This is a genomic window from Cytobacillus depressus, assembly GCF_008923245.1.
GTDB lineage: Bacteria > Bacillota > Bacilli > Bacillales > Cytobacillaceae > Cytobacillus > Cytobacillus depressus.
In genome coordinates this window covers 74,499-99,992 of sequence record NZ_WBOS01000004.1, presented here as the reverse complement: position 1 = coordinate 99,992, position 25,494 = coordinate 74,499, and the positions used below count along the sequence as shown (strand labels likewise).

Genomic DNA, 25,494 nt, shown 5'->3' with positions numbered 1-25,494 from the left:
TAAAAAATCTGAGGCATCCGCCGGAGGCTTTAACTTTATTCAGCCGAGTTTAACCACCACGGGATTGGATAACTGTTTGCCTTCAACTCACCACTATAGCGGCAGGATACTTCCGCTGAATAAAGTTAAACTTTTGTCTATATTATAAACATATGTTTATGCGTTTTGCAATATTTTTTCTCGAGGTTTCATAAAAAACTTTTCATGCCCTGAAGTTACTTTTCCCAATTTTAATAAAGATTACAAGCTAATCCTTGCTGGACAAATACAATAAAACCCAATATAATTAGCTAGGTAACTAATTTCGAAAGGTGATTTTTTTGAATCCAATACAAAATAATCTTTTTCATTCGATCAATCAATTTAGCCGGCACTTTTCAAAAGCCTTGAATGAAGCTTTAGTTCCACTTGGGATATACACAGCTCAATGGACAATAATTTATTTGCTTAAGACGAATGGACCAGCAACGCAAAAGGACTTGTCTCGTTATCTTGGGGTTGAGGCTCCGACTATGACTCGGACATTAGCCAGAATGGAAAAATCCGGATGGATATCGAAAGTAACCGGAACAGACAAACGGGAAAAACAGATTATTCTTACAGAGGCAGCCAGAGGTATGTATGAAACTTGGCATCAAGCTGTAAGGACATGCGAGGATCAATTTTTAAAAAATGTTTCAGATCAAGAGACCACAGAAATGCTGTCAACTTTAAAAAAGATGTCAGTTACTTTCTGTGATTAAGTTAGGAGGACATCAATGAAGAAACAACCATTATGGACAAAGGGTTTTTTAAGTATTTCCATTACAAGTTTTTTTATGTTTATTGGCTTTTATATTTTGCTGACGACATTGCCGATTTATGTATTGGATGATTTAAAGGGGGACGGTACGCAGGTCGGACTTATTACATCCGTTTTCCTTATTGCAGCGGTGCTCATCAGACCATTATCAGGAAAGTGGCTTGATGAAATTGGTCGAAAAAAGATACTTTTTATTGCATTGGTCTTGTTTTTTGTATCCACTATTTTTTATTTTTGGGCAAATACCATTCCAACTTTGCTAATTTTACGTTTCGTTCACGGTATCGGGTTTGGAATGGTGACGACAGCAGCTGGTGCGATTGCCGCTGACATTGTCCCTAATGAAAGAAAAGGGGAAGGACTCGGCTACTATTCGATGTTTATGAATTTAGCCATGGTTTTAGGACCATTTGCTGGTTTAACCATTATTCAGTACTGGAGCTTTAACTTGCTGTTTATTTTATGTTCGGTTTTATCCTTCCTAGCATTACTTCTTTCCTTCGCTGTTCAGCTACCAAAGGGGAATTCTTCCAAGCTAACAACAGCTCAGCGGCCAAAATTATCAATGGCAAGCCTATTTGAGAAGAAAGCAATCCCAGTTTCAATCGTGGCAGGAATTCTTGCTGTCAGCTATTCTGGGATTCTTGCGTTTATTTCTGTTTATGCGAAAGAGCTTGGATTAATCGAAGCAGCTAGCTTCTTCTTTGTTGTTTATGCTGCTGCTATGCTTATTTCCCGTCCATTTACTGGAAGATGGTTTGACCTGTATGGGGAAAATAAGATCGTCTATCCGGCAATCATTTTATTTGCCATCGGAATGTTTTTGCTTAGCCAAGCTACTACCACTTTTGGATTCCTGCTTGCTGGGGCTATTATCGGCTTAGGATATGGAAGCCTTGTTCCTTGTTTACAAACAATCGCGATTAAAAACTCTGACCCTTCAAGACGAGGATTGGCCACTTCGACATTCTTTACATTTTTCGATACTGGCATCGGCATTGGGTCTTATGTTCTTGGAATTGTTGCAGTCTACACAAGCTTTTCAACTGTATATTTCATTTTAGTTGGAGTCATTTTCCTTGCTCTGATCGGGTATTATCTATTGCATGGAAAGAAAACAGCCTTGCTCCAAACCGTTCAGGCTAGTAGCAAGACTTCAGAAGTGTAATTGGCGGAAATCAGCTAACTTGCTGATTTCCCTTTTTTTTGCGGTTTAGTTAATAGTTCTAGGTAATATTAAAATTTCTACTCGTCTGTTTTTAGCTCTTCCTTCGCTCGTATCATTTGAAGCGACTGGTTGAAATTCGCCAAAGCCCTTCGCACTGAACCAGCTTGGGTCTAGCTTTTCATTTTGCAGGACGATTTTCATAAAATTAATGGCGCGCATCACACTAAGTTCCCAGTTCGATTCAAATGGAGCATTTCCAATGGGAACATTGTCAGTATGACCGCTAATAATAATATTTCTTGGCGGTTCCATGACAAGAAGCTCCCCGATTTCCTTTGCTACCTTTAAATCTTTATCTCTTACATCTGCGCTGCCAGGAGAAAATAATACATTATCCCTTATAGAGACGAGTAATCCTTCGTCGGTTAATGATGTTTTTAACTTCTCAGTTAAATGGTTCATCTCAATATAGGAATTTACTTTCTGTTGAATCGTGGCAAGCTCCCGCTTTTCTGCTTGCTCAAGAAGTTCAATCGCTTCTTTCGTATTCTCTTTATGTTTTGTGTCATCACCTTTTACATTTGTTGACTGCATCTGTCCTTCAGGCATAGGGCTTGGGAAATCAAATATTCCCGTCCCGCCTGAAAAGGCACTATTTAAAGCTCTTGAAAGTGCCTGAAACTTTTGAGCGTCAACAGAGCTTGAAGCAAAAAGAACAATAAATAAGGCTAGCAGCAATGTTAATAAATCTGCATATGGCAACAGCCATGATTCATCAATATGACCTTTATCATGGCTTTTCTTTTTCCTTCTACTCACCTTGATTCACGCTGCCTTCTTCAAGAAATATCTTTCTTTCTCCCGCTGGAAGATAGGAAGCTAATTTCTGTTCAATCACGCGCGGTGCCTCTCCCTCTAGAACGGATAAAATACCTTCGATCATCATAGTCTTCAGCTTCGTTTCCTGCTTAGACTTCCGCTTTAGCTTGTTTGCAAAAGGATGCCATAAAACATATCCTGTAAAAATCCCTAATAATGTAGCAACGAAAGCAGCACTAATTGCATGCCCTAATGTATCTGTATCATTCATATTTCCCAATGCTGCAATTAAGCCAATGACTGCTCCCAATACCCCAAGGGTCGGTGCATATGTGCCGGCTTGTGAAAAAATTTGCGCACCTGCTGAATGTCTTTCCTCCATTGCTTCAATCTCTTCATTTAACACATCACGTATGTAATCTGCACTCTGACCATCAACTGCTAAAGATAGTCCATTTTTTAAAAAGGTATCGTCGATTTCACTTGTCTTTGCCTCAAGCGCAAGTAAGCCTTCTTTTCGAGCAATCTGCGCCCAGTCAGAAATCGTTTTAATTAAATCCACTGGATTCATCTGCTGCTTTTCTTTGAAAATAATTCCGAATAGTTTCGGAACCCGCTTAATTTCGCTAGTTGGAAATGCAATAGTTACAGTTGCCGCAGTCCCAAGCAAGATGATTAATATTGCCGCTGGGTTAATTATTACCGCTAAACTAACGCCTTTAAAAACCATTCCAAATCCAATTGCGATAATTCCTAATATTATACCAATTAACGATGTTTTATCCATTTGCCCTCACCTATCTTTTAATCCTTCTCTCTCTTATTTCGACAGATTTCCTTAAAGATTTAGGGAATAATACTTAATATTTTCTTTTAATTTCATTTAACAATCTAGCATCATAAAACGAAAGGATACTAAATACCTATCAAATGGTCGTCTATTTGTTCATTAACAGAAAGAAAGACAGGAATGGAACCCCTGTCTTTCTTTCCTACTTTGCCGATTCAAAAATAATTTAACTAGTTTAACTAGAAAATGCCTGAACCGTTTGAGGTGAGTCCGTTATGGGCTGATGGAGGTGGACCAAGTCGATCATTTGAGTTTTTTAATACTAGAAGAAGAAAGGAAAGCAGCAGCGTCTTCTGAAATCTGTTCTGCGACATGTTCTGCGACATGTTCTGCGACATGTTCTGCGACATGTTCTGCGGCGACTGCGGCGATCTGTTCTGCGAAAATCCGTTCTGCTGAATATATTAACTCTATTGGCTCGAATATTCACTTCCTCTGCATTAATACGTCGTCTTCCTGTTTGAAAGCTCATCATCATCCCCCCCTTCTGTTTCACTAATATAGATTATGTTTTAGTGAAAATTTGGAGTGGACAAACATCTAAAATAAATGGCCCATTTTTTAAATGGGCTTAACTTTTTCTTTGATAACAACAAAATCAGCTAAATCCTCGCTTTTTCAACTCACTCCTTAAATAGTTGTTTCTATCCGTTATGGACTTACAAATGAATTCCGGCTCCATGTCAAATTGTTCGATATAATCTTTTTTATAGGGATCTTTTAAAACAAATGGGCGGAGTGTGGTATGCAATTCCTGTATTCTTGGTTTCATAAAATCGACTGTAAATTGAGAGTTTAGGATTTGAAGGAGGTTTTTATAATATAAATTTCTAAAGGAAGGAACATCGAGCATTCTTGCTGACAAAGTATTAAAACCATCTATTCGAACAAAGTCATATTCCATAATTTCCCCATGAACATCTCTTCCCCAAGTTCCATCATAATCCCATGGAAGAATCTCGAACAATCCTGCTTCTCCATTCCTGCATAAGGCATAGTTCTGCACAAACCCATCATAATTCTGTGTACAAACCGCACCTGCAAGCCAGAGTAAATACTTTTCAACATCAATGTAATTCCCTATCTCCTGTTCAAATTCTTCTCTTAAGAGAGTATTAGTTTTAAAAATAAATTCTTCTAAGATCGAGCATTCTTCGTCCTTTCCATACTTTATTTCATATCCCATTCCTAATGATTTTTTAGGAGCATTATCATATTCACTCATTAATGAAAAATTAGCGTCTCCATCTACCGCATAGAAAATGGAGTGTACCGGAATACCCCTCTTTTGGAAATAGTATTCATCTACTGACTCTAATTGCAGATAAACCCCTTCTTTTTTCCCATTTAAAACAAGAAAAACATGTTCTGCAGAGGGGGTCATGACGCCGATACTAGAGAAAAAATCAAAGGAAAGCTTATTTCTAATGAAAGAATGATCTTTATATTCTGCATTTAAGTGCAGCTCTTTTGCCCCTTCCCATGTCGATGGTTTATAAAAGTGAATATGATACGACTTTTTCTTTAACTCCCGAACATAAAATCCTCGATAAATAACATCAATGTCATGCTTTTTATTATGAATATTTATTTTCCCCGTAACAGATTTATTGGCCCAAATATCCTTCTTTAATTCCATGAGACTTTTGGGATTGATAAATAAGTTATAAACAGGAATATTTTCCTTTTCCATAATACATCTCCCCTAACCGAGCCGTTATTAAATGGTATGACAGACAATCGGAGGGTGACAGTCCTATTTCACGCATTTTCATAAAATAAGCATTCGTCTAAGTCAAAACCTAATAAAGATTCGTATGTTATAAGCAAGAAAACATCTGATATTTAAAAAGGATAAAATTCCTATATGAAACTAAGGAGGACTTAATTTTGAGAGCCTACAGTGAAGACGATATCCGCCGTGCAGTTGAAGAAGTGATTGCTGCAGGAATGGAAAAGTTTCTATACGAATGGCCATTTTCTACAATCTACCCAAGGCAGTCTAGTAGAAATGACTCTGGAAGGCATAATAAGAATCTAGATGAAACTAAGGACGATTTAATTTTGAGAGTCTACAGTGAAGACGATATCCGCCGTGCAGTTGAAGAAGTGATTGCTGCAGGAATGGAAAAGTTTCTATACCAATGGCCATTTTCTACAAAATGCTCAAGGCAGTCTAGTAGAAATGACTCTGGAAGGCATAATAAGAATCTAGATGAAAAATAGTCAAAAGCTCAGCTATCGCAGAGCTTTTGACTATTTTTTTAAAACAATGCTTTTTACATAGGATTTTATAATGGGGGCATTCTATTAAAAGAAATTAGAAAGGAGCGTGTACGATGGCACGTGGGGTAGGTTTCAACCATAAAAATAAAAATCACCCGGGGAATTTCCCAAAAAACTCAGTGATAGAAAATAAAACAACAGAGGCTCAGGAGGACGAAGAATTCCTTGTTGTCCAAGAGGCATTTAAGAATCGAATTGAAGGTCATGATGGAACTGAGTTTAGAGATAAATAATTTGGAAAGCTGTCCAATAGATTAAGTTTTTCGGACAGGCTTTACACTTTTCCTGAAAACCTGTCCGATAAATCAAGGTTATTGGACAGCTTCTGAACTTTTCCCGGAAACCTGTCCAATAAATCAAGTTTGCTGGACAGCTTTTTAACATTTCTTGAAAAGCTGTCCGATAATACTTGGTTTCGAGTAACTACACATTAAATTACAGATTTTTCATATCGAGTCCCTTTAGCCAGTCAACACAAGCAGCTGTATCTTTTGAGAAGATTCGATCCTTCGTTATCGATGGGACCACATTTCTTGCCGCAACATAAAATTTCTTTGTTTTCTCCGCCATTTTTTCAAACCCTTTGAATTCGGCTGCCTGCAGTGCACAAATGAGCTCAATAGCAAGAACATTCGTCGCGTTTTGGATAATTTGATACGCATGTCTTGCCGCAATTGTACCCATGCTGACATGATCTTCTTGGTTAGCAGAAGATGGAATGGAGTCAACACTTGCTGGATGGGCCAAAGTTTTATTTTCGGAAACTAAAGCTGCTGCACAGTATTGCATAATCATCGCACCTGATTGTAGTCCTGGTTCAGGGCTTAAGAACGGCGGCAGATCGTTTAGCTGCGGATTTACGAGTCGCTCTATTCTTCGCTCAGAAATATTAGCAAGCTCTGCAACCGCAATTTTCATAAAGTCCATCGCAAATGCAATAGGCTGTCCATGGAAGTTTCCACCCGAAATAATGCTGTCCCCTTCGTCAAAAACAAGCGGATTATCTGTTGCTGCATTCATTTCGATTTCAAGCTTTTCTTTTACATAGTCAAGCGCCTGCCATGAAGCCCCATGAACTTGCGGGATGCAGCGAATAGAATAGGCGTCTTGAACACGAATTTCTCCCTGCTTCGTTATTAATTGGCTCCCCGATAAGTATTCTCTCATACGTTTTGCTGTCTCAACCTGCTGTTTATATCCTCTAGCTAAATGAATTTTCTCATCAAAAGCATCAATAATTCCGTTCAAGCCTTCCATCGTGACCGCTGCGATTAATTCGCTCTGATAAGCAAGCTTTTCGGCTTCAAGGTAAGCCACGACACCCATGGCTGTCATCGCCTGTGTTCCATTAATTAAAGCCAATCCTTCTTTCGCTTCTAAAGTGAGTGGTTCAAGCCCTACCTCTGAGAGGACCTCATCAGCCGGCCTTCTTTCCCCTTGATAGAATACCTCTCCTTCCCCAACTAATACTAAAGCTAAATGGGAAAGTGGCGCCAGGTCTCCGCTCGCTCCTAATGAGCCTTGCTGGGGTACGACTGGATAGATTTCCTGATTCACAAGTTCCAGCAATCTTTCAATAACAACCGGCCTTGCCCCTGAAAAACCTTTCAATAAAGCATTTGCCCTTAATAAAAGCATCGCTCGGGAAACGGATTCTGGAAATGTTTCTCCAACACCGCAAGCATGAGAACGAATTAAATTTAGCTGCAGATCTTTAACATCCTTCTGATCAATGAGAACATCGCTAAACTTGCCAAAGCCTGTCGTAATTCCATATATGACTCTTTCCTCTTCGACAATTCGTTTCACCGCATCATGACTTTCCTTAACGGCCATCATACTTTCTTTAGATGGCTCAACCTTTTCTTTTTCAAATAAAACTCTTCTAATTTCTTCTAAAGTTAAAGTGTTTCCCGTTAATACTACCATTTTCCATTTCCTCCTCATTACTTTAGCGAGATAAAGAAAAAGGCTGTACTTCAAACAAGCGTTTGAAATACAGCCTTTTTATAAGATATACTCATTAATTTCAAATTTCGAATCATGATCATCATTCCCGCTAAAGTTTTCTGAATATAGTTAATTGTATGTTTGAATAACAATCAATGTCAATAAGAATTTGTAAATTTTTAACAAGTTAGATTGTTAGATTATTAGTGCAGTAAAGTATTTGGGGACATGTCGACAGGTTTCATGACCCAGAAACCAAGTCAGGGACAAGGTTCACGTCCCCTTGTCCCTGTTAATCAAATTTCAACCCTTTTAATGCCTCTGCTAAAGCATTATTCACAGGCTCTTCTTTTTGTTGGTTTTTCAAATACTTTTGGACTGTGCGTTTATCCACTTTACCTTTTGATTCTTTTTGGCGGCGAGCTTGGAAGGCGGATAGTTTTTCACGATATCCACATTTACATACGAAGATTTGTCCTTCTCCTTCTCCACGAAGTTCGAGCTTCTTATGGCATTGTGGACAGCGTGCGTTTGTTACGCGTGAAACATTTTTGCGATGTCCGCATTCACGGTCTTGGCATACGAGCATTTTTCCTTTTTTCCCGTTTACTTCAAGCATTGGTTTTCCGCAGTCTGGACATGATTTTGTGGAAATATTGTCATGCTTGAATTTTTTATTACTTCCTTTAATTTCTGCGACAATTTCTTTAGTGTAGGCCTTCATTTCGCCAATAAACACTTCTTTTTTCAACTTGCCATGAGCAATTTGGTCAAGCTTTTGCTCCCACTCAGCAGTTAATGTAGGTGACTTTAGCTCCTCAGGCACTAAATCCAATAGCTGGCGGCCTTTAGAAGTAATATGAATGTCTTTGCCACGTTTTTCAATTAAGAACGAATTGAATAGCTTGTCGATAATATCAGCACGTGTTGCTACTGTACCTAGTCCGCCAGTTGACTTTAAAGTTTCTGCCAATTGTTTATTTTGCGTGTCCATATATTTCGCAGGATTTTCCATCGCTGATAACAGGGTCGCCTCATTAAAACGTGCAGGCGGATTTGTTTGACCTGATGTTTGGGCGATTAACTTCACCTTTAGTGTATCGCCTTTTTCGATACGAGGTAAAATTTGTTCTTGCAAATCATCAGCTGCCTCATCATCTTCAAAGCGGTTTTCATATACTTCCTTCCAACCGCTTGATAAAATCGTTTTTCCTCTTGCAACGAAGGTCTCGTTTCCAATTTTCGCACGAAGCGTTAACTGCTCATATTCAAAGGCAGGGAATAAGACTGCTAAAAATCGTTTGACAACTAAATCGTAAATTTTGCGTTCTTTATCTGTAAACGCAGAGTAGTTTACATAGCCCTCAGTTGGAATGATGGCATGGTGATCCGATACTTTGCTGTCATCAACAAATGCCTTAGTAGCTTTTATCGGTTTATTTAAAATCTTATTCGCTAATGATCGATATTCTCCCGCTCCACATGCCTTTAAACGCTCTGGAATGGTCCCTACAATGTCTGATGAGATATAACGTGAATCTGTACGTGGATACGTTAAAACTTTATGCTGCTCGTACAGCTTTTGCATAATATTTAACGTTTCCTTAGCCGAATAGCCAAAGATTTTATTCGCATCGCGTTGTAATTCAGTTAAGTCATAAAGACCTGGAGAAAATGATTTCTTTTGTTTTTTTTCAATTTCTGCCACAACAGCGTTTTGATTGCCCAAATTTTTTACAATCATCTCGGTTTTTTCTTTATCGAAGCTGCGGCTATTCCCTTTTGCATCCTGCAAAGTCAGCTTTAAATTATCTGTTGTTTGTGCTTCAATTCCATAATAAGTTTGTGCTTTAAAGTTTTTAATTTCATCCTCACGTGTAGCAATGATGGCCACAGTAGGTGTTTGAACACGACCGCAGTTAAGCTGGGCATTAAATCTTGTTGTTAATGCACGTGTTGCATTCAGCCCAATATACCAGTCCGCTTCTGAACGTGCCACAGCTGACGCATATAAATTTTCATATGCTTTGCCCGGTTTTAAATTAGCAAAGCCGTCTTTAATCGCTTTATCCGTAACAGATGAGATCCATAGCCGTTTAATTGGCTTATTCACCTTTACTTTATCAATAATCCAGCGGGCAACTAACTCTCCCTCTCTCCCTGCATCAGTAGCAATGATTATTTCATTGACATCTTTTCTAATCAACTGACTTTTAACAGCTTGAAACTGTTTTCCTGTCTGCTTAATGACTGTTAATTTCAAGCGCTCAGGCAGCATCGGAAGATCTTCTAAATTCCATGTTTTATATTTCACATCGTAGCTTTCTGGATCAGCAAGTGTGACTAAGTGTCCTAGCGCCCACGTAACGATATATTTATCTCCTTCAAGATAGCCATTTCCTTTTTTATTACACTTCAGCACACGCGCAATATCACGTGCAACAGAAGGTTTTTCAGCAATTACAACACTTTTTGCCATATTTAAAACATCCTTTCAAAATTCCGTATTTTAAATATAGCATACGTGCCTAATGGATTCAGTAATTCAGTACATTCGAATGCAGTATACCTTTCCGCTTTTGACAAGTTATTTGACTAACGCCGCTCTTAAATTAACACCATATTCCAAATAACCTTTTAAGCAGGTCAACATATAAACCCAACCCTCTTTATTATCTAGCAATTGATTGATTACCTCATCATCCTTTTCATTAAATCCTACTTCTTTAACTTCAATAATTGTCCTCGAGTCATCCAACTCGTCTAGTGTAATTGTAACTGTATGCCCGTCTCCCCATTGAAACACTATTTTCTTATTGATTTCGATTTCCTCTACTTCGATAACACCTTGAGCATTATATTCTTCATATCTCAATGTAATCGTCTTGCCTTTTTCCCATCTTTCAGAACTAGATGAGAACCAAAAGTTTCCGATTTTCGCAGGATCAACGAAAGCTTCAAACACTTCATTAGCCGGTTTTAAGATAGTCATTTTCGTAAGGTTGTTCAATCTAAATCCACTCACTTTCAATGCTTATTAAAAATCTTATTTATTTTATCCTACCTTTTTCAGTTTATCTTAAACTCAAGGAACTTTTAAAAATCAAGACTCTGCTCACGATTCTAGACGGGCAATATTATAATTATTTTATCCTTCATTTCCCTCACTTAACAAAAAGAGAAGTTATCCATTAATCATAGAATTCGATTAATGAACAACTTCTCCATATTTTATTATTTCAACACATCTTCTCTTAAAATAAACTGAGCCAATTCTTCCATTTGATCAGAAATCGCTCGATCGCTTTCAAGCGGCGGGCAGATCGCTCTTACTTTTTCTAGGAACTCCCTTGTTGCCGGGGCAAGCTGGCTTTCTGCTTTTTCTAAATAGATGGCCTGTGAAGCGCAAATCATTTCAATCGCTATAACTCTAGCAGAATTGTGAATGATTTCTCTCGCTTGACGTGAACCAATTGTTCCCATGCTGACATGATCTTCTTGGTTAGCTGATGTTGGGATGGAGTCCACGCTTGCTGGATGGGCAAGGACTTTATTTTCAGAAACAAGTGCCGCTGCTGCATATTGAGCAACCATCAAGCCGCATTCTAAGCCCGGATCTGGTGCTAAGAATGGTGATAAGCCGCTTAACTGTGGGTTCACAAGTCTTTCTGTTCTTCGCTCTGAAATATTTGCCCATTCAGCTGCTGCCACCTTCAAGAAATCCATAGAAAGGGCAATTGGCTGACCATGGAAATGGCCACCGGAAATAACTTCTCCGCTTTCTAATACGATTGGATTATCCGTTGTTGAATTCATTTCTGTTTTCAAGCGTTCGTCAACATAATTAAATGCCTGCCATGATGCGCCATGAACCTGTGGAATACAGCGGATTGAGTAAGCATCTTGAATACGAATTTCTCCTTGGCGAGTGATGCGCTCACTGCCTTCAAGCCACTTTCTCATCCGTGAAGCAACAAATTCAAGCTCCGGATGTGGGCGAACAGCTAATAATTCACTATCAAAAGCGGAAATCACACCTTGAAGAGCTTCCATTGTTAAACATGCCGCCATATCAGCAGCTAAGCCAACTCTTTCGGCTTCGTTAAGCGCAACGACTCCAACTCCTGACATACATTGTGTTCCATTAATGAGTGCTAATCCTTCTTTCGCTTGTAAAGTAACCGCTTTTAATCCGGCTCTTTCTAATGCTTCCCCACCTGGAAGAATTTCTCCTTTGTATTCTGCTTTCCCTTCGCCGACTAACACGATCGCGATATGTGAAAGCGGGGCTAAATCTCCGCTTGCCCCAACAGATCCTTTGCTCGGAACAACAGGATGTACTCCTTCATTAATCATATCAACAAGCAGTTGAAGAGTTTCTTCTCTAATACCCGAAAATCCTCTAGATAATGCATTTGCCCGCAATACCATCATCGCTCTCACAACAGGTATAGGAAGCGGGTCACCAACACCAACAGCATCTGCTCTCAATAAATTTAATTGCAGTTTCTCAATATCGTCTTTCTCGATTTCTATATCACTAAGCTTTCCGAAGCCAGTATTGACTCCGTAAACGATTTTTCCATCATTAATTTGTTTTTCAATTCGATTTCGGCTAGCTTGAACCTTTAATCGATTCTCTGCCGGAATTGATACTGTCGCTTTTCTATCAACCACTTTTTGTACTTTATGACGATCTAATGAAAAACCATCTAATTCTACTAAATCTAAATCTACTACACTGTTGCTCATAAGTTGTCCACTCCTCTTTTTAAATATACCTAAAATTCAGACTCTGGGAATTATTATAAAACTAATGCGGCAATTACGCCAAAGATATTTCAGTGCTTATTCAAATCAATCTTACATTCTTCTAACGGAATTACTTTTGTTCTTTTGATAAATTTATAGCCAAGCCATAACAAAAGGAATATCGGAATGCCAAGATAGGAGGCGATGACGTTTATCCAATCGATATGTCCGCTAATAAAACCTTGATAGTTTTGTCCAACCAAAATGAAGCTGCAAAGTACAACGGCAAATATCGGTCCAAATGGGTACCATTTTGCACGATAAGGAAGGTCTTTAAGCGAATAACCTTGTTTAACATATGCTTTCCTAAATCGATAATGACTTATGGCAATACCGAGCCAAAAAATAAATGTCGTAACTCCCACCGAATTCATCAACCAAATATACACTGTTCCATCTCCAAAAATGGAAGCTAAAAAAGCAAGCATTCCAATCAATGTTGTAGCGAGAAGTGCAACAACGGGAACGCCTCGTTTGTTTACCGTAGCCAAGAAACGTGGAGCCTGTCCCTCCTTAGCCATGGCATACATGATTCTGCTTGTCACGTATAAGCATCCATTACCAGCGGACAATACAGACGTTAATATAACTGCATTCATAAGTGAAGCTGCAAATGCGAGCCCTGCTTTCTCAAACACGATGGTAAACGGGCTGTTTATGACTGCATCACTTTGAAGTTTTTCATTCGTGTAAGGAATGAGAAACGCGATAACCAGTATCGCCAGTATATAAAACAGTAGAATCCGCCAGAAAACGCTACGAATCGCACGCGGGATTGTTTTTGTGGGGTTTTCGCTTTCTCCAGCTGCGACACCAATACTCTCTGTTCCAGAGAAGGAGAATCCCGCAACTAAAAATATGCTAACCGTCCCAAGAAATCCTCCGACAAACGGCGCTTCACCAATAGTAAAGTTTTCAAATCCAGCAGGCTCTCCATTCATGATTCCAAAAATCATCAATATTCCGACAGCAATGAAAATCACAATGGTTGCTACTTTAATAAATGAAAACCAATACTCCCCTTCGCCAAATCCCTTAACTGATAAAAAATTTAATAAGAAAAGGAATGCTAAAAACAACCCGCTCCATAATAATGACGAACTCTCGGGAAACCAGAACTTCATAATCAGTGCGGAGGCAGCTAGTTCCGCTGCGAGCGTCATCGCCCATGAGAACCAATAGTTCCAGCCAAACGCAAATCCAAGTGCGGGATCAATAAAACGTGTTGCATATGTACTAATTGATCCGCTTGTCGGCATGAATGAGGCCAGTTCTCCAAGACTTGTCATAATAAAATAGACCATGATGCCAATAACGCCATAAGCGAGTAACACACCGCCCGGGCCTGCTGTATGAATGGCTGGACCAGTTCCAAGAAAAACCCCCGTACCGATTGTACCCCCAAGCGCAATCATCGTAACATGGCGTGGTTTTAACCTTTGTTGTAAATGATGTGATGACTCGTTTTGCTCCATTTCTGGTTGTAACTGTGACTTTGGAATTCCCAAACTAACACCCCTTTAGTCGTTACTTACGATGCAAATAGCGCCCCTCTTTATTTGAAAATAGCTGTTTACCACCATCATCTGACTTTTCCAAACGATGGCAGTAAACATACTTTTATGTTTGTTCAGGACGTAGGATCTCCTTCTCATTAACACATGTCACTAATGGCCTTTTCATGTTTATTTTCATTATGCCTCTTTATGATTTTTATACCATTGTTCAATTAATGCAGCTGTTAGTCGGCCCGTATTAACTAAGTTTTCAATACTAATGCATTCTCTAAAGGAATGGATATTTTGAAAGCCTAATCCTAGCGTTAAGCAAGTAAGACCATTTTCATTCAGCACATTTGTGTCTGCTCCGCCAAGTGTTTCTGTTAAATATGGCTTTACATGAATATTTCTTGCTGCTTCTTCTACATTTCTTACGAGAATATCGTTTTCTGGGATATCAAATCCACTGTATTTCTTCTCAAGTTTCACATGTACTTTTCCGCCTTTTTTCTCAGCGGCTTGTTTCATAGCTTCTGCCATATGCTCAAGCTGCTGATCCAGCTTTTCCTTTGAAAAACTGCGAACTTCCCCAGCCACTGTCACACTTCCAGGAATGATGGATGTCAGTTCCCCGCCTTTAATAATACCGATATTAGCTAGCGTCTCTTCATCAATGGTGCCTAGCTTCATATTTGTTAAACCTTCTGCAGCGATTAGAAATGCGCTATTTCCCTCTTCTGCATTTAGTGCAATATGGGCTGCATTTCCTTCTACTTCCATCCAAATCCTTGAACTGTATGGACCTTTAAGAATAATCTGGCCGACATCTCCACTACTGTCGAAAATATAACCGGTTTTACTTTTCGCTTTCGAGTAATCCATGTAACTGGCACCCACTAATCCTGGCTGCTCATTAACAGTTAGGATGAACTCAATTGGACCATGTGGAATTCCACCTTCATTAATGGCTCTCATTGCTTCCAAATATGCAGCTAAAGCCGCACGATCGTCAGCTCCTAAAATCGTTGTTCCATCAGAATGGATCACACCATCTTTAATAACAGGCTTTAGCCCTTCTGTCGGCAGGACTGTATCCATATGCGTTGAGAAGAATAATGGCGGAATGGACGGGTCAGTCCCTTCATGCCAGGCAACTAAGTTCCCTACTTCCCCATCAAAATTTTTGTGGGCCTCATCAAATTCTAGTGTAAAGCCAAGCTCTGGCAATGCTTTTACTAAATAATCAGCGACAAGCTGTTCCTTCGTGCTTGGGCCATTAATTTTTGCTAACTCAAGAAATAGTTCCTGTAATCGTTCGGCATTTACAAATTCTGCAGCATTAGATGCATGCTTTGTTGTCATTTATGAACCCTCCCAATAGTATGGATTTCCTTTGGTGCTCGAGCTAAACGAGCGCTATGAATCTCTTCCCCTAGCGGCTAACGACGACTTCTCCTTTTTTAATGACCGTTTGAACGATATTTGTTCCTAGCTCGTAAGCGATATGCTTATAGGTTGGGACATCCCAAATTTGCAAGTCTGCTAGTTTTCCTTCTTGAATCACACCGCGGTCATCTAAATCAAGTGCCTTCGCCCCGCCATATGTAGCAGCTTTGATTGCCTCTTCAACTGAGAATTTATATAGTCTACATGCAAGATTAATGACAAACTGCATGGACTCTGTATAACAAGCTGGACAGAGGTCAGTCGCAAGCGCGATTTCCATTCCTTTGTCTAGCATTTGGCGTGCATCGAAAGGCTGTTTATGACCAACAGCAAAATCTAAAGCCGGCATGAGTACACCCGTTACTTTTGCTTCAGCTAGCTTTTCCACGACTTCTTCAGGTGTATAATTTAAATGGTCAATCGAAACCATTTTCATTTCTGCCGCTAAATCAGAACCGCCGATATAGGAATAGGCATCCGCATGAATCTTCGGCTTCATTCCATACTTTAATCCTGCTTTGAGGATTAATTCAGATTCCTCAGCTGTAAAGTAACCTTCATCACACCAAACATCACAGAATTCCGCGAGTCCCTGTTCTCCGACTTTAGGAATCATCTCGTTGATGATGACATCCAGATACTCACTTTTAGTTAAATTTTCTGGAAAACCATGCGCTCCTAAAAAGGTATTTAACACATCAAGTGGTGTTTCATTGTCCAGCCTTCTGCCCACTTCCAAAATTTTGATCTCACTATCTGTCGTCAGTCCGTAGCCGCTTTTGCTTTCAATTGTTGTGATTCCGTGCTCAAGCATTGTCATGACACGTTTTTTGGATTGCTGGAATAATTCCTCTTCTGGTTCGTTGCGTGTGAGTTCGACTGTTCTGCTTGGGCCTGTTGTAATGCTAAGTTGTTGAAGTTTTTCTGGTTTTCCAGTTAGTTTAGCAGCATATTCCTCCACCCGTGTTCCGTAGAAAACTAAATGAGTATGTGAGTCAACAAAGCCAGGAGCGACCACCTTACCTTTGGCATCGATCATAGAGGACTTTTCCAGATCGAAATTGCTTTTTACCTCTGCCTCTGTTCCAACTCCAACAATTTTTTCATCCTTAATCGCAATCCATGCATCAGTCAGGATACCAATTTCCTCCATACCCTCACCGATACATGTAATAACCTCTGATGCATTGCTGATCACTAAGTCTACTTTTAACTTGACCTTCGTTTCAGACACGTTGCAAAACCTCCTTAAAGTCTATCAAGCTGTTAATTTGGCCTACTTCTTTAAAAGAACGGGGGCTCAAAAGGGTTAACCCTATGAGCCACCTAATCATTTAACCATTTATTAAGCCTTCACATCTTCTTTCTCTAAATCCTTTGGCCCAAATGTTGCTTTTGGAGACCACCATAATGGGATTTTAATGCTTTCCTTCGTTAACTTCCCTTTTCCATTTGCGACATCTTGAGCGATTTCATAGCCAGCCTGTGCGTGGCGAACAACCCCGATTCCAGAGTCAACTGTCATTGCTACTTCAAGTCTCATATCAGATTCATCTGTACCATCCGCGATCATTGTCACTCCTGTGTGAACAGCTTCACCCATTGAGTAGTTCGCTTGAAGTGCGATTAAGTCACACATTCCAACTGCATTCAATAGACCGTTCAATACCGGCCAGTCAGAAATTAAATCAGAGCCATCCTTCATGTTTTCAGACTCAAATGTTGGGTTTACAATCGAACCAGAGTCTAAGTTGTCACGAGAGAACGCAACTGGACCAGAAAGCTCACCGCGGCGAATCATGTCATTCACTTCTAATGCAAATGCTTTACGCTGTCCGAAGCCCATATAGCAAATACGAGCTGGAAGTGCTTCGATCGGAATATGTTTCATCGCAAGCTTGATCCAGCGAGTGACTAGATAATCATCTGAGAATTTCTCTAAAATCATTTCATCAATTTTTCTTAAATCTTCTGGATCACCAGATAGACAGATCCAACGGAAAGGTCCACGGCCTTCGCAGAATAACGGACGAATGTATTCCGCCACGAAGCCTGGAAGACGCTTCGCTTCCTTCGGATCAAAGCCCGCATCGACACATTCTTTACGGTGACTTGTACCATATTCAAAGGAATGAACACCTAAGTCCATAAATTTAATTAATGCTTTCAATTCACGAATCATCGTTTCGCGTGCTTTTTCTAAGTAAAGAGTTCGATCTGTATCACGAAGATTTTCTGCTTCCTCAACAGTGTAGCCAGCCGGTAAGTAAGAAATTGGGTCGTGACCTGGTGTCATAGAAGTCGAAATGTCTGGCAACCAGCCTTTTTCAAGAACTTCTTCAAAAATATCAGCCGCGTTACCAACGACAGCAATACCTAGTGGTTTCCCTTCTGCAGCCGCTTGCTTCGCCATAGCAATCGCATCATCCAATGAATCTGCTAAAACATCAATAAACTTCTTTTCAATACGGCGATTAATGATTTCAACATTTGAGTCACATAGAATCGCAACTCCGCCATGCATCGTCATCGCTCGCGTTTGGTTTCCACCCATACCGCCAGCACCAGCTGTTAGAAGGATCTTTCCAACAAGAGAGTCATTGTAATGAAGACGTGCGATCGCTGATAAAGTTTCGAAAGTACCTTGGATTACGCCTTGTGTACCGATATATTCCCAAGGAGCAGCTGTATAGTTCGCATACATCGTTAAGTTTTTGTCTTGTAAATCATAGAATGTTGGCCAATCCGCTTTCATAATGTTTGTTGTTGCCATTACTACAGTTGGTGCATATTTATGTGTTTTGAATACCGCAACTGGCATTCCAGATTGAACAACTAATGTTTCATCATCCTCTAACTCCTTCAGAGATTTAACAATTGCATGGTAGGATTCCCAGTTACGAGCTGCTTTTCCGATTCCTCCGTAGATTACTAGCTCCTCTGGTTTTTCAGCATTTTCCATATTATTTTCAAGCATCCGCAGAATAGATTCTTGTCTCCACCCTTTACAGCGTAGCTCTGGACCTCTTTGTGCTTTAACGGAATATAAAATTTCTGGTTTAGACATGTGTGTTTCCTCCCTGAATGTTTGGTTTAAATTTCTTAACTTAATACTGTTGCAAGTAATGTGCCAAATTAGTTGGAAAAGATATAATTTTCAATAAAGGCTTAGAAAATAGTAGTTTTTCCGCTCGTTTAACACGAAAACCCTATCCATTTCATTCCTTTTTCTTACATTTTAATTTCAAAACAAGTAATCTATCGCAGATGAATTTTGCAGATTTTTGTTTAAACTTGTAAAATTAGCTTTATAACCTTGAAAACGATTTCATTTTTTGTATGCAGATGAAATTTGCATGCAGATTTATAAGCAGCAAGAAAATCTTCGCAAATAAAAACATCGACCTTGGACCGGCCGATATTTTTGTCTTATAAAACTTTGCTTAAAAAAGCTTTCGTTCTTTCGTGCTGTGGGTTTTCAAAGATTTCTTTCGGTGCATTTTCTTCCACAATGACACCGCCATCCATAAATAAAACACGATCACCCACTTCTCTGGCAAATCCCATTTCATGTGTGACAACAACCATTGTCATCCCTTCTTTAGCCAATTGCTTCATAACCTCAAGCACCTCTCCAACCATTTCTGGATCCAATGCAGAGGTCGGCTCATCAAAAAGCATGATTTTTGGTTTCATCGCTAAGGCTCTCGCAATCGCCACGCGCTGCTTTTGCCCGCCTGATAAGGAATCTGGATACACATTTTCCTTCTCTTCCAGCCCTACTTTTCGCAGCAGTTCAAGACCGGTAGCCTTTGCTTCTGCCGATGAAATATTTCTAACTTTCATTGGAGCGAGCATAATATTTTCAATAACCGTCTTATGAGGAAATAAATTAAATTGCTGAAAAACCATTCCCACTTCGGTTCTTACTTTATTAATATCCGTTTTTTTATCAGTTATATCGACGCCCTCAATTGTAATTTGCCCGCCTGTAATTGATTCAAGCAAATTTATGCATCTTAAGAAAGTTGATTTGCCTGATCCTGATGGGCCAATAACTACGACAACCTCTTGAGGCTGAATATCGGCATTTATGTCCTTTAACACTTCATTTTGACCGAATGTTTTCTTTAAGTTTTTTACTTGAATCATTCCGTAGTCAACCTTCTTTCCAGTTTATTTAATAAGAAGCCAAGCGTCGTTGTTAACACAAGATAGATAAGCGCTGCTGCAAGGTACGGCTCCCATACGCGTAAAGTGGAGCTAGCTAAGGCACGACCGTAATACATAAGTTCCGGAGTCGCTACGATGGCTGCCAGAGAGGATTCTTTAATAAGGACAACAAACTCATTCCCAAGAGGAGGGATCATTCGTTTAAAAGCTTGCGGCAAAATAACATGAGTCATTGCTTGTACATGATTCATACCGAGAGAACGGGCTGCTTCCATTTGCCCCTTATCAATAGACTGAATGCCTGCACGAAAAATTTCAGCGATATAGGCACCTGCAATTAAAGATAGAGCAATAATACTAGCTGCAATCCCATTCGTTTTTCCAATAAACATTGGGACAACACCAAAATGGATTAATAAGATTTGTACAAACAAAGGAGTTCCTCTGAAAAAAATAACATAGCAATTAAAAATAAAGGCGATCGGCTTATTTTTTGTCATTTTCCCAAGACCGATAAATAAACCGAGGATGGTTCCAAATATAATTCCTACAATGGACAAGCCAATGGTTAATAACGTTCCCTCTACAAAGAAAGGAATATATTCTACTATGATGTCAAACCTAAAATCCATAACCCTTCCCCCTTATGTAAATCAAAATTGCGTAACGAATCATTTTGTTACGCAATTTTGATTGAATGATTTTATCCCGCATTAACTGGCAGTAAGACTCCCACCTCAAAACTTTAGTATATCTTAGAAGTTAGGTGGGAGATCAACTGCCAGTAAAAGCCCGATTGGTTCAACTAACACTCGTGGGGGATAAAAGCCCCCCCACTGAGTGAAGTTGAACCTTATTTTTGCTCAGCTAAAATCGTCTCTGTATCTGGTTCAACACCAAACCATTTTTTTGTAAATTTCTGTATATGTTCCATTTTTCAAAACTTCCGTCACAGCTACATCAAAGTCCGCCTTTAGATCACTACCTTTTGGAAACATAAGGCCGTAAAATTCATTTTCAAAGCCCTCTTTATCACTAATAACAGAGAGATTTTCATTTGGATTATTTTGAGCATATACCTGAACGACAGCATTGTCGGCAACAACCGCATCTGCTCCGCCACTCGTCATCTCTAAAATAGCTAGATTATTATTATCAAATTTTTTGATATTTTTATTGTTTTCCCCAAGAATTTTCTCAACAGCTACTTGCCCTGTTGTCCCACCAAGAACGGCGACCACTTTATCATTTTTTAAATCTGCCGCGCTCTTTATATCACTGCCTTGAGGAACAAGAATTTCATTTGTCGATAAATAGTATGGAACGGAAAAATCATATGTTTTTAAACGTTTGTCGTTGATCGTAATCGCACAAATACCCATATCTGCAAGCTTGTCCTTTACTTCGACGAATAGGGGATCCCAGCCGACATTGACCATTTCAATTTCATAGCCAGCTTCTTTTGCAACGGCATTCATAAAGTCAACGTCAAACCCTGTCATTACACCTTTATCTAAAAAGACAAATGGTGCATAGTTAGCCTCTGTGGCTACCCTAAGTTTCTTCTTTCCTTCGCCAGAAGTTGTACTATCGGATGTCTTTTGGCTCGTTCCACAAGCTGATAGAATAAGTGAGAAAATCATTACTATAGCAAAAATTGTAAACCTTTTCATTTTTCGTGCCCCCCTTGGAATTAAAAATTTTTTTCTTTAAATAAACCTACCCATTTGCACGCATGATTCCGTTAGGTCTTAGGAACTATTTTTCCAGCTTACAATAAACGATTTGGAATATGATCAATCCCTTCTCTGTAATATTTTTATTATCAAATAATCTTCTGCAAGGATTGTGCCAAAATAACTAATTTGCTTAATCCCTCCGTTATTAGGGCATCTTAAGTCTTGTTCACCCTAAATATTCCCTATTTTCGCCAAATTCAGTAAATTATCCCGCAGATACTTTTTGCTGCTTTTATGCTCCCAGGAAATTAATTTGGTCTAAATCCTTTATTTTGCTATCCATTAATCATGCAGATTACTTTTGCATTAGAAAAATAAAAAACCGACTACCTTTATAATATTTTGTAGATTATGAAAGATAATTGCTGAAAAATGTGAATCTGCGCCATTATTGGCTAACTCTCCATCCTTGCAGATGTTTTTTGCATTCTGAACAATATCTACTTACTAAAAATCCACATAAAAATAGAAATAGCCCACTTCTCCACTCAAGAGAAAAGTAGGCTATTTATTAAAAATCACATATGAGTTCGAAATTGCCCGACACACGTTTAGGCACTTTCTTTGAGTTTATAAGTAAAAGAACAATTATTATCCACCGAGATAGGCCTTTTGGATAACATCCTGCTCTAATAAATTTCGTGCTTCATCATGATATTTAATTTGTCCATTTTCTATAACATATGCCCTATCAGCAACAGATAATGCCTTTTTTGCATTTTGTTCAACTAATAAAATTGTTAGTCCTTGACCTTTAATTTTCTTAATGGTTTCATAAATATCTTTTACAACGATCGGTGCTAACCCCATTGACGGTTCATCAAGCATTAAAACTTTTGGTTTACCCATTAATGCTCTGCCTATCGCCAACATTTGTTGTTCACCACCACTCATTGTACCACCTAATTGTCTTTTTCTCTCTTCAAGTCTAGGAAATAATTCAAATATCTCTTCTAATTCTTTTGCTTTTATATTGTTAGTAACGTTTCTTGTATATGCCCCTAACAGTAGGTTTTCCAAAACAGTTAATTTAGGAAAAATCCTTCGACCTTCTGGAACCATTACTATTCCTTTTTTTACAATTTGATCCGGACTTAATTTATTTATTTCATCACCATTAAAAAGTATTGAACCTGAGAATTTTATTAATCCGGAAATCGCATTTAAACTTGAAGATTTTCCAGCACCATTAGATCCCATTAATGTTACTATTTCTCCTTTATTTAACTCTAAATTGAGATCTTTCACTGCGTGAATTTGATTATAAAAAACATTCAGATTTTTTATCGTGAGCAATTAAATCACTTCCTCTTCTTCACTTCCAATGTAGGCATTTACTACAGCGCTATCAGAAGTAACTTTTTCAGGAGAACCATCAGCAATCTTCTCACCGTGATTTAATACAGCCATATTATCACACAATACTACTAGCATAGGGACATTATGTTCGATAATAATCACTGTTGTCCCATTGTCACGTATTCTTTTTACCAAAAAATTAATTTCTTCTACCTCAGTATCATTCATTCCCGCACATGGTTCATCTAATAATATAAGTTTTGGATCAGATACAAGTGCGCGGGCTATCTCTACCTTACGCTGATTTCCATAAGATAAATTACCTGCATTTAAATCCATATACTTTTCTAAACCGACCTCCATTAATGTTTGTTTAACCTTTTCTTCAACAAATTTCTCTTCTTTCTGTTGAGATTTACTATTCATTATAGCGGAAATTAAACCCGACTTTGTTTTTCGAAACATTCCTATCTTTACATTTTCTGCAACAGTCTCATTACCTAATAACCTTATATTTTGGAATGTCCTTGAAACTCCTAATCTTGCTATTTGAAATGGTTTTAACTTTTGAATCATAGTATCTTCTAATACTATTTCTCCATTATTAGGACTATAAATTCCTGTTAACATATTAAAAAATGTTGTTTTACCTGCACCATTTGGTCCAATCAAACCAAAAATTTCACCTTTTTGTACCTTCAGGCTTACATTGTTTACAGCTGTTAATCCACCAAAAAATTTTGAAACATTTTTAACTTCCAACATTCTGATCACCACTTTTCACAGCCGGATTTATTTTTTTTGTTTTTATATTTTTAATATCTATCAAGCCTTTAGGACTATATCTCATAACTAAAACCATAAGCAATCCATAAAGTATCATTTTATAATTATCTAAATAATTTAAGTTCAACAAATTTCCTACATCAAAAATATGAAATAGTTCCGGTATTGTGTACAAAAGTGTCACACCTAATAAAGTTCCCCTTATACTGCCTAAACCACCTATAACGATCATACTTAAGATAGTTGCTGAAGTTGTAAATGTAAAAGAGTCAGCGTTTACAAAATAAATTTTATGAGCAAATAAGGCACCTGCAACTCCCGCAAAGGCTGCTCCGATTGCAAAGGCTAACACTTTATAATACATGGTATTGATTCCCATCGATTGAGCTACAGTTTCATCTTCTCTTATAGTCACCCAAGCTCTTCCGATTCTAGATCGTGTTATTTTTCTCATAATATAGATGGCTGCGATTAATGCAAGAACAACAAAAAGGAGATATCCTACATTCTCTACCTCTATCCCAAAAAAGAGGGGGGCAGGTATTGAATTTATTCCATATGCCCCTCCTGTTAGTTGGGAATTATTAAAAAAGGAGTGTGCAACAAGTCCCAAGCCCAATGTTGTGATTGCAAGAAAATCATCCCTTAAACGCAAACTAGGCAGTCCTAAAAGTGCACCTAATAAGAAGGTTACTACAACAGCAATTAGCATGGATATCCAAACATTTACACCATAATTAGCAGATAATATGGCTGATGTGTAAGCGCCAATTCCATAGAATGCAGCGTGTCCCAAAGAAACTTGTCCTGCAAACCCAGTTGTCAAATTCAATCCTAGGCCTAATAGAATGTTAATCACTAAAAATATTAAAATATCTATATAATATGGGTTAATGAAATCCAACAATGATATCACCTACACTTTTTCTATATTCTTTCCGAATAATCCTGAAGGTTTTATTAGTAAAATAGCAACCAGCAATATAAAAGCGATGGCATTCGTATCAATAGGCATGCCTTCTAAATATCCAGTACTTAATGCTTCTGCTATTCCCAATATTAATCCACCTAAGACTGTTCCAGGGATTGAACCTAAACCACCTAGCACAACAACACAGAAAGCTTTTAATCCGGGAATATCTCCCATAGCTGGGGATAATGAATTATAATTTAACGCTGTTATTATGCCGGCTAAAGCGGCCAGCATAGAACCAAGTAGAAAAGTAACCATGACAATTCTATTAACATTTATCCCCATTAACGCAGCTGCCTTTCGATCCTGGGAAACTGCTTGAATAGCTATACCCATTTTTGTGAAATTCAAGAACAGGTAAAGCACAGCTAAAACAATAAGACCGATGATGATCATATAAAGTTTAATATTCGTTAATGATGCAATCCCAAAAATATCAATACTGTGTACCTTAATATTCGTTTTTGGGAAGGCATGAGAATCAGAAGTAAAAATGATTTGAAACAAATTTTGAAGTAATATTGCTATTCCTACACCACTTATTAGAACCGTGATTGGATGGACATCTTTAAGAGGTCTATAAGCATACTTTTCAATCCCTACACCAACCAGTCCGGAAATTACTAAGGCAAATATCAAAGCGGGTATAAATGAAAGATTTAGATATAATATTCCTACCATAGCTGAGAAGGCTCCGACCATATATATAACACCGTGGGCAAAGTGCAATACTTTTAAAACTCCGTATACCATTGTTAGCCCAAGCGCTATTAATACATATACAAAACCTAATGCTATCCCATTAATCAACTGTTCAACTATCAAGCCATTCCACCCCTTTACCGTTTAAAAGGAAAACAAGGGATACAATAATATATTGAATCCCTTCTAT

At 38.5% G+C, this 25,494-nt stretch carries 22 protein-coding genes; 4 read left to right on the top strand and 18 right to left on the bottom strand.

All coding sequences use genetic code 11. From position 1 onward, the window contains the following. Positions 1–320: 320 nt before the first annotated feature. Both F7731_RS11245 and F7731_RS11240 read left to right on the top strand, forming a co-directional pair. On the top strand, positions 321–743 hold the full coding sequence (locus F7731_RS11245; RefSeq protein ID WP_151534884.1) for a MarR family winged helix-turn-helix transcriptional regulator: 423 nt from the start codon (positions 321–323) through the stop codon (positions 741–743). 15 nt (positions 744–758) lie between these two features. Further along, on the top strand, positions 759–1,970 hold the full coding sequence (locus F7731_RS11240) for an MFS transporter (RefSeq protein ID WP_151534883.1): 1,212 nt from the start codon (positions 759–761) through the stop codon (positions 1,968–1,970). Positions 1,971–2,015: 45 nt separating this feature from the next. Here F7731_RS11240 and motB read toward each other — a convergent pair whose 3' ends face one another. From motB to F7731_RS11225, 3 genes are all read right to left on the bottom strand, one after another. Next, on the bottom strand, positions 2,016–2,789 hold the full coding sequence (gene motB / locus F7731_RS11235; protein WP_151534882.1) for a flagellar motor protein MotB: 774 nt from the start codon (positions 2,787–2,789) through the stop codon (positions 2,016–2,018). After that, positions 2,782–3,576: a flagellar motor stator protein MotA gene (motA, locus tag F7731_RS11230; protein ID WP_151534881.1), complete on the bottom strand. Its 795-nt coding sequence runs from the start codon at positions 3,574–3,576 to the stop codon at positions 2,782–2,784. Before motA ends, motB begins: the two co-directional genes overlap by 8 nt. 661 nt (positions 3,577–4,237) lie before the next feature. Continuing rightward, a complete protein-coding gene (locus tag F7731_RS11225) occupies positions 4,238–5,335 on the bottom strand; it encodes a CotH kinase family protein (RefSeq protein ID WP_151534880.1) in 1,098 nt (365 codons plus the stop codon). Positions 5,336–5,529: 194 nt separating this feature from the next. On the opposite strand from F7731_RS11225, the gene F7731_RS11220 reads away from it, so the two are divergent. Both F7731_RS11220 and F7731_RS11215 read left to right on the top strand, forming a co-directional pair. Next, complete coding sequence (locus F7731_RS11220) at positions 5,530–5,865, top strand: CotG/ExsB N-terminal domain-containing protein (protein ID WP_151534879.1); 336 nt, start codon at positions 5,530–5,532, stop codon at positions 5,863–5,865. Between the two features lie 113 nt (positions 5,866–5,978). Beyond that, a complete protein-coding gene (locus F7731_RS11215; protein WP_151534878.1) occupies positions 5,979–6,158 on the top strand; it encodes a hypothetical protein in 180 nt (59 codons plus the stop codon). Positions 6,159–6,360: 202 nt separating this feature from the next. Here F7731_RS11215 and hutH (F7731_RS11210) read toward each other — a convergent pair whose 3' ends face one another. The 15 genes from hutH (F7731_RS11210) to F7731_RS11140 all read right to left on the bottom strand — a co-directional run bounded on the left by hutH (F7731_RS11210) (position 6,361) and on the right by F7731_RS11140 (position 25,427). After that, on the bottom strand, positions 6,361–7,854 hold the full coding sequence (gene hutH, locus F7731_RS11210) for a histidine ammonia-lyase (protein WP_151534877.1): 1,494 nt from the start codon (positions 7,852–7,854) through the stop codon (positions 6,361–6,363). 313 nt (positions 7,855–8,167) lie between these two features. Next, positions 8,168–10,354 carry a DNA topoisomerase III gene (locus F7731_RS11205; RefSeq protein ID WP_151534876.1) on the bottom strand — a complete coding sequence of 729 codons (2,187 nt, stop codon included), beginning with the start codon at positions 10,352–10,354 and terminating at the stop codon, positions 8,168–8,170. A 108-nt stretch (positions 10,355–10,462) separates the two neighbouring features. Continuing rightward, positions 10,463–10,885 (bottom strand): SRPBCC family protein, encoded by a 423-nt coding sequence (locus tag F7731_RS11200; RefSeq protein ID WP_212031175.1) that lies wholly within the window; start codon positions 10,883–10,885, stop codon positions 10,463–10,465. Positions 10,886–11,109: 224 nt separating this feature from the next. Continuing rightward, positions 11,110–12,627, bottom strand: coding sequence for a histidine ammonia-lyase (gene hutH / locus F7731_RS11195; RefSeq protein ID WP_151534875.1), 1,518 nt, complete (start codon positions 12,625–12,627; stop codon positions 11,110–11,112). Positions 12,628–12,716: 89 nt separating this feature from the next. Then, entirely contained in the window at positions 12,717–14,162 is a 1,446-nt protein-coding gene (locus tag F7731_RS11190) for an amino acid permease (protein ID WP_151535155.1), read from the bottom strand. 219 nt (positions 14,163–14,381) lie between these two features. Further along, complete coding sequence (locus tag F7731_RS11185) at positions 14,382–15,548, bottom strand: M20/M25/M40 family metallo-hydrolase (RefSeq protein WP_151534874.1); 1,167 nt, start codon at positions 15,546–15,548, stop codon at positions 14,382–14,384. Between the two features lie 70 nt (positions 15,549–15,618). Beyond that, positions 15,619–16,866 (bottom strand): imidazolonepropionase, encoded by a 1,248-nt coding sequence (gene hutI, locus F7731_RS11180; RefSeq protein WP_151534873.1) that lies wholly within the window; start codon positions 16,864–16,866, stop codon positions 15,619–15,621. 111 nt (positions 16,867–16,977) lie between these two features. Then, positions 16,978–18,699, bottom strand: coding sequence for a urocanate hydratase (hutU, locus tag F7731_RS11175; protein WP_151534872.1), 1,722 nt, complete (start codon positions 18,697–18,699; stop codon positions 16,978–16,980). A gap of 362 nt (positions 18,700–19,061) precedes the next feature. After that, positions 19,062–19,784 carry an amino acid ABC transporter ATP-binding protein gene (locus F7731_RS11170; protein ID WP_151534871.1) on the bottom strand — a complete coding sequence of 241 codons (723 nt, stop codon included), beginning with the start codon at positions 19,782–19,784 and terminating at the stop codon, positions 19,062–19,064. Next, on the bottom strand, positions 19,781–20,437 hold the full coding sequence (locus F7731_RS11165) for an amino acid ABC transporter permease (RefSeq protein WP_151534870.1): 657 nt from the start codon (positions 20,435–20,437) through the stop codon (positions 19,781–19,783). Before F7731_RS11165 ends, F7731_RS11170 begins: the two co-directional genes overlap by 4 nt. Positions 20,438–20,695: 258 nt before the next feature. Next, positions 20,696–21,478 (bottom strand): transporter substrate-binding domain-containing protein, encoded by a 783-nt coding sequence (locus F7731_RS11160; protein ID WP_343032860.1) that lies wholly within the window; start codon positions 21,476–21,478, stop codon positions 20,696–20,698. 657 nt (positions 21,479–22,135) lie between these two features. Then, entirely contained in the window at positions 22,136–22,840 is a 705-nt protein-coding gene (locus F7731_RS11155; RefSeq protein WP_151534869.1) for an ABC transporter ATP-binding protein, read from the bottom strand. After that, positions 22,841–23,608: an ABC transporter ATP-binding protein gene (locus F7731_RS11150; RefSeq protein WP_212031174.1), complete on the bottom strand. Its 768-nt coding sequence runs from the start codon at positions 23,606–23,608 to the stop codon at positions 22,841–22,843. It abuts the gene before it with no gap. Next, entirely contained in the window at positions 23,595–24,533 is a 939-nt protein-coding gene (locus tag F7731_RS11145; protein WP_246197190.1) for a branched-chain amino acid ABC transporter permease, read from the bottom strand. The genes F7731_RS11150 and F7731_RS11145 overlap by 14 nt, the downstream gene beginning before the upstream one ends. A gap of 12 nt (positions 24,534–24,545) precedes the next feature. Beyond that, complete coding sequence (locus F7731_RS11140; protein WP_151534868.1) at positions 24,546–25,427, bottom strand: branched-chain amino acid ABC transporter permease; 882 nt, start codon at positions 25,425–25,427, stop codon at positions 24,546–24,548. Between the last annotated feature and the right edge of the window lie 67 nt (positions 25,428–25,494).